14 protein-coding genes are annotated in these 14,573 nt (G+C 66.1%); 8 read left to right on the top strand and 6 right to left on the bottom strand.

Annotation, left to right across the window (positions count from 1 at the left end; genetic code table 11):
- Window positions 1-18 precede the first annotated feature (18 nt).
- Window positions 19-852 (bottom strand): imidazole glycerol phosphate synthase subunit HisF, encoded by an 834-nt coding sequence (gene hisF / locus WH5701_RS01340; RefSeq protein WP_006170089.1) that lies wholly within the window; start codon window positions 850-852, stop codon window positions 19-21.
- A 45-nt stretch (window positions 853-897) separates the two neighbouring features.
- Between hisF and WH5701_RS01335 the strand changes: the two genes are divergently transcribed.
- The 3 genes from WH5701_RS01335 to WH5701_RS01325 are packed head-to-tail and all read left to right on the top strand — an operon-like array spanning window position 898 to window position 4,331.
- Complete coding sequence (locus tag WH5701_RS01335) at window positions 898-1,131, top strand: DUF2862 domain-containing protein (protein WP_006170088.1); 234 nt, start codon at window positions 898-900, stop codon at window positions 1,129-1,131.
- Window position 1,132: 1 nt separating this feature from the next.
- Entirely contained in the window at window positions 1,133-2,116 is a 984-nt protein-coding gene (gene chlG / locus WH5701_RS01330) for a chlorophyll synthase ChlG (protein WP_006170087.1), read from the top strand.
- A 7-nt stretch (window positions 2,117-2,123) separates the two neighbouring features.
- Window positions 2,124-4,331: a transglycosylase domain-containing protein gene (locus tag WH5701_RS01325; protein ID WP_006170086.1), complete on the top strand. Its 2,208-nt coding sequence runs from the start codon at window positions 2,124-2,126 to the stop codon at window positions 4,329-4,331.
- Window positions 4,332-4,353: 22 nt separating this feature from the next.
- Here the strand turns inward: WH5701_RS01325 and WH5701_RS01320 are convergent, their stop codons facing one another.
- Together WH5701_RS01320 and WH5701_RS01315 are read right to left on the bottom strand one after the other, a co-directional pair.
- Window positions 4,354-5,697, bottom strand: a complete 1,344-nt coding sequence (locus WH5701_RS01320) for a 16S rRNA (cytosine(967)-C(5))-methyltransferase (RefSeq protein WP_006170085.1) — start codon at window positions 5,695-5,697, stop codon at window positions 4,354-4,356.
- Window positions 5,698-5,720: 23 nt separating this feature from the next.
- The gene (locus tag WH5701_RS01315) at window positions 5,721-6,059 is read right to left on the bottom strand and encodes an MGMT family protein (protein ID WP_006170084.1); all 339 of its coding nucleotides are present in this window, start codon (window positions 6,057-6,059) and stop codon (window positions 5,721-5,723) included.
- A gap of 133 nt (window positions 6,060-6,192) precedes the next feature.
- On the opposite strand from WH5701_RS01315, the gene WH5701_RS01310 reads away from it, so the two are divergent.
- Together WH5701_RS01310 and trmH are read left to right on the top strand one after the other, a co-directional pair.
- On the top strand, window positions 6,193-7,329 hold the full coding sequence (locus WH5701_RS01310) for a S1C family serine protease (RefSeq protein ID WP_006170082.1): 1,137 nt from the start codon (window positions 6,193-6,195) through the stop codon (window positions 7,327-7,329).
- A 20-nt stretch (window positions 7,330-7,349) separates the two neighbouring features.
- On the top strand, window positions 7,350-8,039 hold the full coding sequence (gene trmH, locus WH5701_RS01305) for a tRNA (guanosine(18)-2'-O)-methyltransferase TrmH (RefSeq protein WP_006170081.1): 690 nt from the start codon (window positions 7,350-7,352) through the stop codon (window positions 8,037-8,039).
- Window positions 8,040-8,064: 25 nt separating this feature from the next.
- Here the strand turns inward: trmH and WH5701_RS01300 are convergent, their stop codons facing one another.
- Window positions 8,065-8,325, bottom strand: a complete 261-nt coding sequence (locus tag WH5701_RS01300) for a hypothetical protein (protein ID WP_006170080.1) — start codon at window positions 8,323-8,325, stop codon at window positions 8,065-8,067.
- 340 nt (window positions 8,326-8,665) lie between these two features.
- Here WH5701_RS01300 and WH5701_RS18665 point away from each other — a divergent pair, with 340 nt between their 5' ends.
- Complete coding sequence (locus WH5701_RS18665) at window positions 8,666-9,136, top strand: prepilin-type N-terminal cleavage/methylation domain-containing protein (RefSeq protein ID WP_300974495.1); 471 nt, start codon at window positions 8,666-8,668, stop codon at window positions 9,134-9,136.
- Window positions 9,137-9,190: 54 nt separating this feature from the next.
- Here WH5701_RS18665 and WH5701_RS01290 read toward each other — a convergent pair whose 3' ends face one another.
- Window positions 9,191-10,009 carry an ABC transporter permease gene (locus WH5701_RS01290; protein ID WP_037979979.1) on the bottom strand — a complete coding sequence of 273 codons (819 nt, stop codon included), beginning with the start codon at window positions 10,007-10,009 and terminating at the stop codon, window positions 9,191-9,193.
- A gap of 198 nt (window positions 10,010-10,207) precedes the next feature.
- Between WH5701_RS01290 and WH5701_RS01285 the strand changes: the two genes are divergently transcribed.
- Window positions 10,208-11,299, top strand: a complete 1,092-nt coding sequence (locus tag WH5701_RS01285) for an IS630 family transposase (protein ID WP_037979344.1) — start codon at window positions 10,208-10,210, stop codon at window positions 11,297-11,299.
- 483 nt (window positions 11,300-11,782) lie between these two features.
- Window positions 11,783-12,484 (top strand): response regulator transcription factor, encoded by a 702-nt coding sequence (locus WH5701_RS01275; protein ID WP_006170077.1) that lies wholly within the window; start codon window positions 11,783-11,785, stop codon window positions 12,482-12,484.
- On the opposite strand, the gene WH5701_RS01270 is transcribed toward WH5701_RS01275, so the two are convergent.
- Complete coding sequence (locus WH5701_RS01270) at window positions 12,459-13,778, bottom strand: sensor histidine kinase KdpD (protein ID WP_198005111.1); 1,320 nt, start codon at window positions 13,776-13,778, stop codon at window positions 12,459-12,461. The genes WH5701_RS01275 and WH5701_RS01270 overlap by 26 nt on opposite strands.
- Between the last annotated feature and the right edge of the window lie 795 nt (window positions 13,779-14,573).

The raw sequence follows: 14,573 nt of genomic DNA, 5'->3' as shown, positions 1-14,573 counted from the left end.
TACGTGAAGGCTTCTAAATCAATGTAACGACAGTTTGCGGCTGGCCGCGAGGCCCTGGGCCACAGCGGCCAGGGCCAGCGACTCCGCCTCCAGCGGCCGCAACTCCAGACCCCGCGCCAGCAGATCCGCCTTGATCTCCTGCACCGTGAGCACGCCGTCGTGGAGCAGGGAGGCCAGCAACGCCGCTGAAGCCTTGCCCTCGACCAGGGCGGCGGCGATGTGATCAATGCTGCCTGCACCGCCGGAGGCGATCACCGGCACCTCCACCGCCTCGGCCACGGCGCGGGTGAGCTCCAGGTCGTAGCCGGCCTGGGTGCCGTCGCCATCCATCGAGGTGAGCAGGATCTCACCGGAGCCGAGGGCCACCACCCGCCGCGCCCAGGCCACCGCATCAAGACCGGTGTTCTGGCGCCCCCCTTTCACATACACATCCCAGCCGGAGCCATCGGCGCGGCGGCGAGCATCGATCGCGACCACGATGCACTGGCAGCCGAAGCGGCGGGCGCCCTCACCGATCAGCTCCGGCCGCGCCACGGCCGAGGAGTTGAGGCTCACCTTGTCGGCACCGGCCCGCAGGAGCTCGGTGATGCCCTCCACCGCGCTGATGCCGCCGCCCACGGTGAAGGGGATGGTGACGGCCTCGGCGGTGCGGCGCACCAGATCCACCAGGGTGCGGCGGCCCTGATGGCTGGCGGCGATGTCGAGGAAGACCAGCTCATCGGCGCCGGCGGCGTCGTAGCGGCAGGCGAGCTCGACGGGATCACCGGCATCGCGCAGCCCGACGAAATTGACGCCCTTGACCACCCGGCCATCGGCCACGTCGAGGCAGGGAATGATGCGCCGGGCCACCATGATCTCGCTGTTAAGGTTGCGCCACCCGATCCAGTCGCGCCGGTCATGTCCCAGGCTGCCACCTCAGATCCCTCGAGCGCCGTGAAGATCGGTTCAAAGGTTCGGATCACGCGGGTGCGTGACCAGATCCCCGCCGAGCTGGTCGAAACGCTGCAGAGCGACGCCACCGGCACCGTCCGCGATTTCAAGATGACCGACGGCAGCGGCATCGGCGTGGTGGTGGAGCTGGCCAACGGCAGCACAGGCTGGTTCTTCGACGACGAAATCGCCGCGGTCTGAATTGAGCGACGCTCCTGAACCCACCCCCAGCGGCGGCGGCGCCAGGCAGCTGCTTGGCATGAAAGGTGCCAGCGGCACCAGTTCCATCTGGAAGCTGCGACTGCAGCTGATGAAGCCTGTCACCTGGATCCCCCTGATCTGGGGTGTGATCTGCGGGGCGGCGGCTTCGGGCAACTTCCACTGGACCCTTCCCGAGCTGGGCGCGTCACTGGCTTGCATGGTGATGAGCGGCCCGTTACTGGCCGGCTACACCCAGACCATCAACGACTACTACGACCGCGAGATCGACGCGATCAACGAGCCTTACCGGCCGATCCCCTCGGGCGCCATCTCCCTGCCCCAGGTGAAGCTGCAGATCTGGGTGCTTCTGATCGCGGGGCTGGCCGTGGCCTGGGGGCTCGACCTCTGGGCCGGCCACAGCACGCCGGTGGTGTTGCTGCTGGCCCTGGGCGGCTCCTTCGTGAGCTTCATCTATTCGGCGCCGCCGCTGAAGCTCAAGCAGAACGGCTGGCTGGGCAACTACGCCCTCGGCGCCAGCTACATCGCCCTGCCCTGGTGGGCCGGCCAGGCCCTGTTCGGCCAGCTCACCTGGACCACGGCCCTGCTCACCCTGGCCTACAGCCTGGCGGGCCTGGGCATCGCGGTGGTGAACGATTTCAAGAGTGTGGAGGGCGACCGGGCCCTTGGGCTGCAAAGCCTGCCGGTGGTGTTCGGCATCAGGCGGGCCAGCTGGATCAGCGCCGGCATGATCGATCTGTTTCAGCTAGCGATGGTGGCGGTGCTGATCGCCATCGGCCAGAACTTCGCGGCGGTGCTGCTGGTGCTGCTGATCATTCCCCAGATCACCTTTCAGGACATCTGGCTGCTGCGCGATCCGGTGGCCTTTGATGTGAAGTATCAGGCGAGCGCCCAGCCATTCCTGGTGCTGGGGATGCTGGTCACGGCGCTGGCGATCGGTCACAGCAGCCTGACCTTGGTGATGTGAGGGAGCTGTGAGCAAACGCCGGCTGCGCTTGCTGCTGGTCGTGGCCTTCGCCGCAGCGGCTGGAGGCGCCACCGCGCTGGGGGTGAACACCCTGGTGAAGGCTGTGGACAGCCTGCTCCCCGATGCTCGCCGGATCAGCACCTTCAACCGTCCGGGCACGGTGACGATCCTCTCGGCCGACGGGGAGGTGCTGCAGAAGCTGGGCCCGGCCACACGCGACAAGGTGGCCAGCGGCCAGATGCCGGAGCTGGTGAAGGAGGCCTTCATCGCCGCCGAAGACCGCCGCTTCTACCAGCACGGAGGTGTTGACCCCACCGGCATCGCCCGGGCGATGGTGCGCAACCTCAGCCGGGGCTCGGTGGAGGAGGGGGCAAGCACGATCACCCAGCAGCTGGCGCGCACGGTGTTCCTCAGCCAGGACCGCACGCTGATCCGCAAGCTGAAGGAAGCGGCCCTGGCCGGAAAGCTGGAGAGGCAGCTGAGCAAGCAGCAGATTCTCGAGCAGTACCTCAACTACGTGTATCTGGGCTCCAGTGCCTACGGCGTGGCCGATGCCGCCTGGATCTACTTCTCCAAGACCCCAGACCAGCTGACCCTGCCCGAGGCAGCCCTGATCGCGGGGCTGCCGCCAGCCCCCTCGGTGTATTCACCGCTGGTGAACCCGGAGCTGGCTCTGCAGCGCCGCAGCGTGGTGCTGGAGCGGATGGCCCAGGCCGGTTTCATCGATGCCGGGGAGCTGGCTGACGCCAAGGCCTCAGAGCTGCAGCTGAAGCCCGCCCTGCCGAAGTACTGGAACAGCCGCGCGCCCTTCTTCACCGGCTGGGTGGCGCAGGAGCTGCCCAAGGTGCTGAGCGCGGAGCAGCTGGAGGTTGGGGGTCTGACGATCCGCAGCAGCCTGAATCTGGCCTGGCAGGAAGAGGGCCAGAAGGTGATCGACGCCAGCGCCTACGGCGGTATGGAGGGGGCCCTGGTGACCGTGGAGCCCGGCACCGGCCTGGTGCGGGCGATGGTGGGCGGCAAGGACTTCAACAAGAGCCAGTTCAACCGCGCCACCCAGGCCCTGCGTTCACCGGGCTCCACCTTCAAACTTTTTGTGTATCTCTCTGCCCTGAAGGCCGGCATGAAGCCGGAGGACACGGTGGTGGATGCCAAGCGCTGCTTCGCGGGGTACTGCCCCAAGAACTTCGGCGACCGCTACCTGGGGCGGGTGTCGCTGGCCACGGCGCTGCAGAACTCCCTCAACACCGTGGCGGTGAGCCTGCTCCAGCAGGTGGGCTTCGACAAGGTGATCGCCACGGCCCAGAGCCTGGGGATCACACGCGAGCTGGGGCGCTTCTACCCGATGGCCCTCGGCGCCTACGAGCAGACCGTGCTGGACATGACCACGGCCTATGCGGCGGTGATCAACCGCGGGGTGTTTGTGGCGGCCACGCCGTTCGAGGAGATCAACGGACCGAATGGTGAGCTGCTCTGGAGCCGGCGCGTGGATGGCGACAAGGGGCGGCGGGCGGTGGACAGCACCATCGCCGACGCCATGGTGTGGATGCTGCAGCGGGTGGTGAGCGGCGGCACCGGCGGTGCGGCCTCCCTGCCCGGCCGCCCCGTGGCGGGCAAGACGGGCACCTCGGAGGGGGCCCGCGACCTCTGGTTCATCGGCGGCATCCCCCAGCTCACCACCGGCATCTGGCTGGGCTACGACAACAACCGCAAGACCGGCAGCGACAGCGGTTCGGCTGCCGCGGCCTGGGGGCGCTACATGGCCGTGGTGGTGAAGGACCTGCCGGTGCGTCAGTTCCCGCCCAAGCCGGTGCTCACCGGCACCTTCAAGCCCACCAAAGCAGCCAAATCCACCTTCCAGCCCGGGCGGCCCAGCAACCTGCCCACCCCCGGCGAAGACCGCGACCGGCCGAAGCCGTCGCAGGCACCACCACCCAGCGAGCCCGGAAGCGACCTGCCTCCCCTGCCCGAACTGCCGGAGGCGCCGGCCCCGAGCCTCCCGCCCAGGGGATCCGGTGCCGGCCGCGACTCGGCTCCCGGCCCTGAGCCCACACCGGCCCGCCCAGCGCCGCGCCGTCCGGCCGCCCCCCAACCGGCACCTGTGGCCCCTCCGCCGGTGACCCCCTCCTTCCCTGTGGCCCCGCCCCCTGTGGCCCCGCCCCCTGTGGCCCCGCCGCCCGTGGCACCACCCCCGGTAGCGCCGCCACCCGCTCCCTGAAGTCGCGCCGCCCTCGCCAGGTTCAGCCGGGAGCTTGCAGCACCGCCGCATAGAACCCATCCCCGCCGTGGGGAGCCGGCCAGTGCTGCTGCTGCGAGAGCAGCCGCCAGCCGGAATGCTGCGCCAGGAAGCTGGCGATCAGGGCGCTGTTCTCACTGGGATGCACGGTGCAGGTGGCGTACACCAGCCGGCCGGCGGGGACCAGCAGCGGCAGCATCGCCTCCAGCAGGCTGCGCTGCAGGGCCACTAAGTCGCTGATGCTGGCCGGGGTGATCCGCCAGCGGGCATCAGGGTGGCGGGCCAGGGTGCCCAGGCCCGAGCAGGGGGCATCGAGCAGGATGCGATCAAAGGGCGGGCCGCCGATGGCGCCGGTGATGGCGGCATCAGCGGTGAGCGGCTCGATCGCGTTCAGCCCCAGGCGGCGGGCGTTGTCGCGCAGGCGGCGGAGGCGGCCCTCGGAGCGGTCCACCGCCACCACGGTGCCGGCATCGCCGATCAGCTCAGCCAGGTGGGTGCTCTTGCCGCCAGGGGCGGCGCAGGCATCGAGCAGCCGCTCCCCGGGCTGGGGATCGAGCAGGGGGGCGATCATCTGGGCCGTGCGGTCCTGCACGCTCCAGTGGCCTTCGTCGTAGCCGGGCAGGGCGCGCAGATCACCGCTACGGCCACCGAGGCTGAGGCCCCAGGGCAGATCCGGCAGGGGTTCGGCGCTCACGCCGGCGGCGGCGAGGGCCTCGATCACCCCCTCACGGCTGGCGCGCAGGTGGTTCACGCGCAGATCCAGGGCGGGAGGCTGATTGGCCGCCAGGGCAAAGGCCTCAGCCCCCTCAGGCGGCAGCCACTCCAGCAGCCCGGCGGCCAGCCAGGGGGGCAGGGAGCCGCGCAGGGCCAGGGAAGCGGCAGGATCACTGGGGAGCGGCAGGGGCTCCCAGGGGGCGGCGCCTGGGGCGAGGGGCTGCCGCCGGCGCAGGCAGGCCCGCAGCAAGCCATTCACCACCGGCGCCAGGCGGGCGAGGCAATCGCGCTTGGCGATCTCGACGGTGGTGCTCACCGCCGCCGAGGCCGGCACCCGGGCCGTGAACAGCAGCTGGTAGAGGCCGAGGTGCAGCAACCAGCGCAGCGGCGGCGGCTGGCGCTCGGCGCTCACCTTGCCGAGAGCATCGATCCAGCCATCGAGCAGGGCCCGCTGGCGGATGGCGCCGCAGGCCAGCTCGGTGGCCAGGCCGCGATCGGCGGGCGCCAGGGGAGAGCGGCGCAGCTCCCGCTCGAGGGCGAGGTCGGTGTAGGCGCCGGCCGCCACGGCCTGCAGCACCCGCCAGGCCACGCGCCGGGCCTCGAGGCCGATCGCGGCGGGGTCTGGAGCCGGCATGGCTGGGACGGCTGGGGTGGCGCTCAAACGGCGGGGGGCGGCGGTCTCCAGAGATAGCGCCGCAGGGGCAGACGGCCCTGCTCATCCACCGGAATGCCCTCGCCGATCAGCAGCTGCCGCTGCATCCAGTCGCTGCCTTCGCGGGAGGGGCTGAGGCTGATGCAGCCGCGGGCATTGACGATCCGGTGCCATGGCACCTCCGAGGGCAGGGGCAGGCGGCGCAGGGCCCAGCCCACCTGGCGGGCGCAACCGTAGGCACCGATCCACTCGGCGATCTGGCCATAGGTGGCGAGCCGGCCGGCGGGAACAAGCGTCACGGCGTCCCACACCCGCTGATCGAAGCCCGGAGTGCCATCAACCATGACAAGGGCTGACCGGAGGGAGCGGCGGGAAGATCCTGTCATCAGCGGCGGCGGAAAGCCGATCGAAACGGACCGATCACGGCCATAGAACGGAGTTCACCACTCGTTCGAGCCCCCCCGACGGGCCACCACGATGCAGAGCAACAGCAGGATCAGCCGCAGCGCCTGGGCGCTGAAGTTAGGGGCCACCGGCCTGGCCATCACGCTCTCGGGCTGCGGCCTGGTGCGCGCCAACGCCGAGGTGCCGGCGGCCAAGCCAGCGGCCGCGACGCTGCCCGCAGCCGCCGCCAAGGCGGAGGCCATTGAGCCCCGCTCCTGCGCCACAGGCCGCCAGAGCGCCGAGGAGGTGTTCCGCTCGGCCAGGGACGGGGTGGCGGTGGTGTCAACGGGCAGCGGCATGGGTAGCGCCTTCGTGGTGGCCCAGCAGAACGGCATGACTTACCTGGCCACCAACGCCCATGTGGTCGACGGCAGCGACGAGGTGCGGTTGAAGTGGGTGGATGGCAGCAGCGACCGGGCCCGGGTGGTGGCGCGCGGATCAAGCGAGGCTCCCACCAGCGACCTGGCACTGCTGGCGGTGGAGGGCCAGCGCGGCAAGGTGCTGCGCATGCGCGATCAGGCCTCGGCGGTGGGTCAGGAGGTGTTCGTGATCGGTGCCCCGAAGGGCCTGGAGTTCAGCCTCAGCCGTGGTGTGGTGAGCAGCCTGCGCGGCAATGAGCAGATCCTGCAGATCGATGCGGCGGTGAACCCGGGCAATTCCGGCGGACCGGTGCTGGATGCGGGCAACTGTGTGGCGGGCATCGCCACCTTCAAATTCGGCGACAGCGAGGGGCTGAATTTCGCGGTGTCGTCGAAGGTGGTGCGCGATTTCCTGGCGCAACTGCCCACGGGAAGCACAGCTGGCCAGCCTGCAGCGGAGCCTCCAGGCCAACGCCAGGCGAGGCGCCCACGCCAGCCTGAAATCGCCCGCGGCGACGACACGGTGTGCCTGTTCCGCGCCTCAGGCGGCGAGGAGGAGCAGATCCCGTGCCGCATCAACCGCGTGAGCGCCCGCAATGGCGGCACCCTGTACGACCTGGCCTGGGCTGATGGCTCCCGCAACGCCTACGCCTTCTTCCGCGATGGGCGGGTGGCGATCCGCGCCGAAGACGGCAGCGGCCAGGCCCAGGACGATCAGGGCACCTTCCGCCGCTTCGAGGAGGGCGTGGCGGTGCGCAGCAGCGGCGACAGCCTCGCCTTCATCCCCGGGCTGGATCCGGTGCTGAACTGAGCGCAGCCCGCACCGCGCCCATGCCCCTGCTGCCCCGCCGCTTCGAGCGGATCCGCGCCGTGCTCGACCGGCGCATGGCCGATCTCACGGTGGTGCTGGAGGCGGTGGACAAACCCCACAACCTTTCGGCGATCCTGCGCAGCTGCGATGCGGTGGGGGTGCTGGAGGCCCATGTGGTGAGCCTGAAGGGCCGGCCGCGCACGTTCAACAGCACCGCCCAGGGCAGCCAGAAGTGGGTGCCGCTCCGCCCCCACGAGCGGGTGGAGGAGGTGCTGGGCCAGCTGAAGCAGCAGGGCTTCCGGCTCTACGGCACCCAGCTGGGCACTGACGCCGTGGACTATCGCCAGTGCGACTTCACAGGCCCCACGGCCTTCCTGCTGGGGGCGGAGAAGTGGGGCCTGAGCGAAGCGGCGGCGGCGATGGTGGATCAGGCCCTGTTCATCCCCACCGGCGGCATGGTGCAGTCGCTGAATGTGTCAGTGGCGGCGGCGGTGCTGCTGTTCGAGGCGCTGCGGCAGCGACAGGCGGAGGGCCTGGTGCCCGAAGCGGGCGAAGGCCTGCCGGCTGGAGCACGCGAGGGCCTGCTGTTCGAGTGGGCCTACCCCCAGGTGGCCGACTGGTGCCGGCGCCAGGGGCGCCCCTACCCCGCGCTCACGGCTGACGGTGAGATCAGCGAGGAGCTGCCCCGCACCCTGAAGCTGCGCTGCTGAAGCGGCCGGCTCAACCAGCTGCGGCTCAGAGGAAGGGGATCAGCACGTCGTTGCGGCTGGGCAGCGGCGGCGCCGCCTGGCCGCTGTGGGCCCGGGGCAACCAGAGGGCCACGCCAACGCCGAGAATCTCGAGCGGCAGCGGCCGCGCCACCAGCAGCACAACCGCCAGGGCACCAAGGGCGATCAGGCGCTCGAGCAGGCCGATCACGTCGTCGCCGTTGGCGGTGCCCAGCAACCAGAGCAGAACAGAGGCGGCCAGGAGGCCAAGGGTGACCCAGATGGGCATTAGCGAACAACATTGACTTCTGTGATTCTGACGCCGGCCAAGGTCAGGAGTGAGCTGAGCGCTGAGGAGCCTCTCACAACAAAAAGAGTCAACTGCGAATCTGCTTTGCTTAGAAAACAATGAGTAACTGATTGGCTTTGTATTAGAAAAAGGTGAGATTCAGGTGAGATTCAGGTGAGATTTCCACTATTTTCCTTGTCATCGCGCCCCTGGCCACGCCAACGGCAAGGGCCAAACAGATTGCTACGAGCAGAGTTTGCCATCAAAACCGTGGACCTCAATGACTCATGAGGTGAGGGTTTCAGCCAAACGACGCACGCACGCCGAGAAGGGAACGCTGATGAGCGTCGACTTGAAAGCTCTGACCATGCGCACCCACATGAACCTCGCCATCATCCGTCAACTGAGGCAACGCCAAGCCAGTACCAACATCGTCACCAAGGGATTCACATTGGTGGAGCTGATGATCGTAGTTGCTGTTATCGGCATTCTCTCCGCTGTGGCACTCCCGCAATACCTGCAAGCCCGCAATGCAGCCCAAGCAGGAGCGGCCATTGGTGAAGCTCTTGGGCTGGCGAAGGAGTGTGCGACATTTGCCGCTTCGGACATTGGCGGTGCACCCAATCCACCTGCCGCTGTTGGGGTTGCCAATCCACAACCCTGTGATGCTTCTACCGGAGGCACCTATACAGCCAAGTGGACAGCAGGGCCGGTGGGTATTCGCTGTCTGGCTGGGACTTCAACCGCAGTAAACAGCACAGCAACCATCACAATAGACGGGAATGGGACAATTGCCTGTGCCTTGTCTTGACATGGATCAAGCCATCGCCGCCTTCCTACCTCACGGACATGACGTGAGGACTCATCACCCTCCGCGTCCCCCATCCCCCCCGCTCACCCACGTCTCCAGCCCTTCCCCCAGAAACGAGAGCCCCAGCACCAGCACGAACATCGCCAGGCCGGGGTAGAGGGCGGTCCACCAGATGCCGGTGGGCAGGGCGGTGAGGGCCTGCTGGAGGTCGCCGCCCCACTCGGGGATGGTTTCCGGCAGGCCGAGGCCGAGGAAACCCAGGCCACCCAGCACCAGCACCGCATCGGCCGAATTGAGCGTGAGCAGCACCGGCACCGAGGTGATCACGTTGCGGAACAGGTAACGGCGCAGGATCCAGAGCGGCCCAGCCCCCAGGGTGCGGGCGGCATCGATGTAGAGCTCGGCCTTCACTTGAGCCGTCTGGTTCCGCACCACCCGGAAATACTGGGGGATGTACACCACGCACAGGGCGGCGGCCGCATTGGGCAGGCCCCGGCCCAGCAGGAAGGCCAGCACAACCGAGAGGAGCAGCACCGGCAGGGTGTAGAGCGTGTCCATCAGCAGCACCAGCACCCGGTCGAACCAGCCGCCCAGGTAGCCGCTGAGCATGCCCAGGGGTACGCCGATCACCAGGGCCACCACCAGCGCCAGCAGCACCACCTGCAGCGCCACGCCGGCGCCTGAGAGGGTGCGAACGCACACGTCGCGTCCGAGCCGGTCGGTGCCGCACCAGTGCTGCAACGACGGAGTGGCGTAGATGGGATTGTCAAGACCGGCATTGGGATCCGCCAGCACCCCCAGATGGATCAGCAGCGGCGTGAGCAGGGCGATTAGCCCGTAAACCAGCACGATCACAAGCCCCCAGCGCGCCATCCGGCCGGAGAGGTCACGGGGCCTCCAGCGACGCAGCAGCCCGATAATCGGCGGGGTGGTCATCAGTGATTGGGCTGGGGCAGGGTCAGTCTGGGGCAGGAGTGAGGGCCTGCTGCCTGGTGTTGTTCAAGCAGGGACTAGTGTTCCGTCCCGGAAATAGCCGGTAGAATATGGAGTGTCTCCTCTGGGAGTAGTTCCATGCCTGTGGGTCGCCCCATGGCTCCGCTGGAGCTGTCGGCAGACGAGGTGAGTCAACTCAAGAGCCTCGCTGGATCGCGGACCTTGCCGCATTCGATCGTTCAGCGCGCCCAGATCGTTTTGGCCTGTGCTGCTGGTGAGACCAATACAGCCGTGGCAGAACGCTTCTGCGTCAGGGGCTCAACGGTGGGCAAGTGGCGCCAGCGCTACCTCGATCTGGGCATCGAGGGACTGCACGACGAGCTCAGGCCTGGCCGACCTCGCACCTACGAGGACGACAGGGTGGCCGAGGTGATCAACCGGGCCCTGCAGACCAAGCCAACCGATGGCAGCACCCACTGGAGTGCTCGGACTTTGGCTGCAGCGACTGGCATCTCCAAGACCACGGTTCACCGCTGGCTGCAGACCTTCTCGGTGCAGCCCCACCGGCAAAAGCACTTCAAGCTGTCGACGGATCCGTTCTTTGTCGAAAAGGTCCGCGACATCGTTGGCCTGTACCTGAACCCGCCCGACAAGGCGATGGTGCTCTGCGTCGACGAAAAGACACAGATCCAGGCTCTCGACCGCACCCAGCCGCTGCTGCCCATGGGCCTGGGCTACGTGGAAGGCGTCACCCACGACTACATCCGCCACGGCACCACCACCCTGTTCGCGGCTTTGGACGTGGGCACAGGAGAAGTGATCACCCAGTGCAAACCCCGCCACCGGCACCAGGAGTTCCTGGGGTTCCTCAGGCAGATCGAGAAGTCCGTCCCCGAGGATCTGGACGTGCACCTGATCGTGGACAACTACTGCACCCACAAGCACGTCAAGGTCCGTGCCTGGCTTGCCCAGCGGCCCCGCTTCCACGTGCACTACACCCCCACCTACGCCTCCTGGCTCAACCAGGTCGAGCGCTGGTTTGGGATCATCACGCAGCGGGCGATCCGACGCGGCAGCTTCTCCAGCGTCAAGGAGCTGATCGCCAAGATCGAGCAGTTCGTGGCCGCCTACAACAAGACCAAGGTACCGTTCAACTGGACGGCAACAGCGGATTCAATCCTGGAGAAGCTCCAGCGGCTTTGTGCACAAATCTCCGGGACAGGACACTAGCTGAACGGGACAAACCAGACCAGGTGCCCTCGCCAAGCGACGATCGGCACTGAGCAACGGACAGTCAAGAGCTTCTGTCAGGGCCACATTGGTGGCGTCATAAGCGCTGAGGTTGTGGCACAGCTGCCAGATACTCTTCACTTGGGGACCGCTTGCACTAAGCCAGATACCAGGGGCTTCACCGCCCTGCAGGCGGTGAAGAAGATTCTCAAGGCCTGGAGCTGCTGGGTGATACTCGTCTGCCGCGACGGCATGATCTGGCCGAACCAGCTGCTCTGTCTGGGATTGCACTGGCAGCAGATCTGCTTGAGCTTCAAACCTTCTCGGTGGAAGCCCGCCATGGGGAGGATCCCTGCCAATTGCCGGCCCCTCGCGCGTAATTCCTGCGCCTTATCGAAGAGCTGAGGTATGTATGCCAGGCTGCGATCGAGACAGCCAGATGAACCGTCCCCAACCATCCTGGCAACGATCGATAGGATTCCCATGGCCCACCAGCACCGGGTACTGATCGTTGACGACGACCCCGCGCTGCGCCGCTTCCTCGCCGGTGAACTGGCGGTTGAGGGCTATGCGGTGGAGATGGCGGGCACTGGCCAGCAGGCACTGATCCGCCTCCGCGAAGCCCCCTGGGACCTGGTGCTGCTCGACTGGATCCTCCCCGATTTCACTGGCGTGGAGGTGTGCCTGCGGCTGAGGGCCAGCGAGCTCAACACCCCGGTGCTGATGCTCACGGCCCGAGATGCGGTGGCCGAGCGGGTGGAAGCGCTTGATGCCGGGGCCGACGACTACCTCACCAAACCCTTCTCGATCGAGGAGCTGCTGGCTAGGGTCCGGGCACGGCTGCGCCGACAAGGATCCGCCAACGGCCAAGGGGAGGTGCTGAGCTTCGCCGACCTACGGGTGAACACCGCCAGCCATGAAGTGAGCCGCGGCGGAGAGGAGATCCAGCTCACTGTGCGTGAGTACGACCTGCTGCTGGCCCTGCTCAAAGAACCCCGCAGGGTGCAGGAGCGCCAGATGCTTCTGCACAACGTGTGGGGCGAACACTTCGTTGGCGACGCCAACCTGCTGGATGTCTACATCCGCTACTTGCGCAAGAAGATCGAACGCTACGGTTTACCTACCCTAATTCAGACCGTGCGCGGCGTGGGCTTCATCCTCAAAGAGGGGGAACCGAAGAACTGAGCTCTGCCCGCTCCAGCACCAGTTGGAAGTCGGCACCGCGGCCTGGAGTTGACTCCACCCGCACATCACCGCCCATACGCCGCATCAGCAGGCGCACCATCGCCAGGCCGATGCCGCTGCCGCTGGCACTGGCCTCAGAGGAACCACGCACAAAGCGCTCAAAGATGAGCTCCTGTTCCGCCAGAGGCACACCTTGGCCATGATCGCGCACATGCACTACTGCCTCTCTGGCGCTAACTGAGCAGAACAGTTCAATTACTGTGTCCTGAGGAGTGAATTTGAGGGCATTGTCCACCAAGTTGGTGAGGCACTGCTGCAGTCGCTCACCGTCGCCCAGACCCAGAGGTGGCGCGCCGTCCTGAGGCAAGCGAAGCCGCAGACGAGCGGAAGCCAAGGGCTCAAGCCTCTCAAAGGCCACGAGCAGGGCATCGTCGAGATCGAGGGGATCCCGGACCAGTTGAAGGCGACCGGCCTCCTCCCGGGCGATGTCGAGAAGTTCGCTTACCAACCGTCCCATGCGTTCAGCCTCCCTGGCGATGCACTCCATCTCTGTCTCTGTGCCTCCAGGCCCGCCGCGGGCTTGGTGCTTCAGGCTCTGGGCGTAACCCCTGATCAGCGTGATTGGTGTGCGCAGTTCGTGGGCCACTCCATCCACGAAGGTCTGCTGTCGCTCACGGGCAGCCGCCAGTCGATCAAGCAAGACATTGAAGGATGTCACGATAGGTTGAAGCTCCAGCGGTTGGTCACTGATCGACAAACGAATCTGCTCCAAGCTCTCGGTGTCAATCTGGCCCAGCTCGAGACAAAGCCGATCAAGTGGACGTAGCGTTCGCCAATACACCAGACGCTGAAAAGTGCTGGTGATGAGGGAGGCAACACATGCAACGGTCATCATCAGCAGCAGCACGACGCGCCGGTGCTCCACATCGGAGGTAATGTCTTCCACCACCCGCATCGCTGCTGGCCGGCCAGAGAAGCTGAGCCGCTGTCTGCTGCAGAGATAATGTCGGTCACCGGCGACAACCCTCATCAGGTGATCGCGTCCGACGCAACGGCGCTCCACGATGCCCACCAGCTGGTGAAACGACACCGCTAGCGGTACCGTGACATTTTTCATGGGTATACGGTAGGGTCGGCCATCCTCCAGCTCAAGCCACAGCAATCGACCAGGGGACACGATCCGATCCAGTTTGGACTGAAAGGCGGAAGGAGTGTCGCTGGGTGAGAGTTGCAGCAGTTGCTGGAGCACCAGATCAGAGGCCTGACGGTGACGCTGGGCGAGGGAGCGATCCAACAATTCCAGATGCGCCAGCACTACCAAGGCAAACCCTGCGAGCACAGCCAGCAAGCTGCTGGGAAGGAGGCGGCGATACAAAGATACGCGACCTGGCGCTGACTTCATCGGCCCTACAGACGCACGCATGGCCAATCCACTGAATCAATCATGTAGGCACCAACCATTTTCGCACCAAGCTGGACAACAAATCCCTGAGGGTCTGTCCTGAACACCACCCAGGTCAATACCAACAATCGCCCTGGGCCGGGCGCAGGACCAAGCGCAGCATTCTTCGAATCATGAGAACTCCATCATCTTGCGCCCCTCAGATGCGCCACGTCTGGCAAATCACAGGCCGGAATGGCTCCCCAAATCCTACCAACAAGCCCTCCTTCGGATCATTCCTGGCCATGTCCGGGCAATAGCGGCTGAGATCTAAATTGCTGATTGATCAGCCGGACAATCTCCAAGCAAAGCCTTGGCCATAGGCTTAGCCATTGACAGCAATAACCAAATCCAGTAGTCAACCTTTTAGCACATTCGGCTATGCTAATCTATTCCTGGGCGGAATACTGCTACTTCAGAAAGCGCTCTCCAGCCTCCCCAAAGCCGCCGACCTCCAGAATTCACGGCAATCAGAGCCAGCACAAGCAACGTTGCCATCTCCGCGCCATAGGCCAACATCTAGCACAAGAAACCTAGAATCAATCCCCGCTGTGCGACTCTTGAGAAATTATTTCTTTAGCGGGAATAAACAATCGAGAAATCCGTGATTGCCACAAAAGTTATCAGCGAAGGATCAACTATTGCGTC

It is taken from the genome of Synechococcus sp. WH 5701, assembly GCF_000153045.1.
Classification (GTDB): Bacteria; Cyanobacteriota; Cyanobacteriia; order PCC-6307; family Cyanobiaceae; genus Regnicoccus_A; species Regnicoccus_A antarcticus.
Note: the sequence above shows the minus strand (reverse complement) of the source record. Positions and strands in the feature narration are given on the sequence as shown.